The sequence below is a fragment of the Actinosynnema sp. genome (assembly GCF_052038725.1).
Genome location: NZ_JBQGCX010000446.1, coordinates 1 through 1554 on the forward strand (window position 1 = coordinate 1; position 1554 = coordinate 1554).

Sequence of the window (1554 nt, forward strand, 5' to 3'; positions counted from 1 at the left end):
GGCCCTACCGGGCCCCCGCCCGCTCGCGGGCCTGCGCGCGCAGCGCCATCGCGGCCCGCTCCAGCGTCCCGAGCACCCCCGGCGGCAGGTCCTGGCTGCGGCCGACGACCTCCTGCAGCATCACCTGCATCGGCGTCGTCTCCTCCTGCTCCACCACCGCCAGCACCTTGAACACCGTGCCCGGCGCGAACAGCACCCGCTCCTGCAGCACGCTCCCGAACGAGTCCACCACCGTCACCCGGCGCCCGGTCGTGGACCACACCACGAACTCCACGCGCCCGTCCACCGGCATCGACGGCCCGGCGACCGTGCTCAGCACCGCCGCGTCCGACAGCAGGTCCCCGGTGCGCAGCCGCCTGGCCTCGCCCCAGCCCACCGTCACGCCCTGGTGCACCGGCAGCCGCCGCAGGCCCGACACCACGCCTGCCGCGTGCGGCCACAACCGGCCGAGCCTGCCGGTGCGGAACGCCTCCGTCAGCAGCTCGTGGTCCTGCGTCAGGAACGCCGACACCGCCGCCAGGTCGGTGACCACGGCCTCGAACGCCTCCGGGTCCGACGGCCGCTCGGCCAGGTGCCTGCACGCCACGGCCGCGTGCTCGCCGTACCGCTCGCCCATCATCCGCCGCAGCGCGTCCCGCTCCATCTCGGTGCTGCGGTGCTCCGGCGGCACGGTCTCCTCGCCGGACTGCTCCTCCCACGTCGGGCTCACCGGCGCGGGCAGCGGCCCGTCCACGCTCAGCGGCACCGGCACCTCCGGCACGGACGGCTCCGGCGGCTCCTCGGCGACCGGCGGGCGCGGCATCGGCGTCGGGTCGCAGAACACCACCTTCAGCAGCCTGCGCACCTCCGGCTCCAACCGCTCCACCAGCGACGCGCCCGCCACCGCGACCGCGCCCGCCGTCGTGCGGCCCGGCGTGCCCACGGTCAGCCGCGCCCACTCCGGGTCCACCGGCAGCGCCCGCACCTCCGTGGTGGTGCCGTCCTCCGCGTCGTGCACCCACAGCCCGGACGGCACGACCTCCAGCACCACGCCGCCGCCCAGGTCGAACACGCCGGGCGCGCGCTCCACCAGCCCGTGCACCGGCGGCCGGTACGCGGCGACCAGCGGGCCGGAGCCCGGCCGGTACGCGACCTCGGTGACGTACGGCCGCCAGGTCGGCTGGCCCTGCGGGTTCACCGCGACCACCGACGCGCCCATGCGCAGCATCCCCACCGGCAGCCCGGTGTACAGCGCGACCGGCTCACCCAGCTGGTCGGCCACCGACTGGGCGGCGTGCTCCCCGCCGAACCACACCAGCCGCACGCGGGTGCGCGCCGCCGTCGGCAACCCGCCGATCAGCCTGCACACCTCCTCGACCGGGATGGGCGGCTGGCCTGGGCCGCCGACCACGACGGTGAGCACGTTGTCCCGGCACGGCAGCGACAGCACCGCCCGCGCCTCCGGCGAGTTCGGGTCGAACGCCACCCGCTGGGCGCGCAGCCACAACCCGGACGGGATCGGCTCGCTGATGCCGACCTCGCCGGTCGGCCACGGCGAGTTCGGGTCGACCGCCT

The 1554-nt window shown here is 76.6% G+C and carries 1 protein-coding gene; it reads right to left on the reverse strand.

All coding sequences use genetic code 11. The annotated features are described in order from the left end of the window. Positions 1–4: 4 nt before the first annotated feature. Positions 5–1554, reverse strand: a 1550-nt coding sequence (locus tag ACTUAL_RS09040) for a hypothetical protein (RefSeq protein ID WP_440899936.1), incomplete at its 5' end; no start/stop codon positions are given.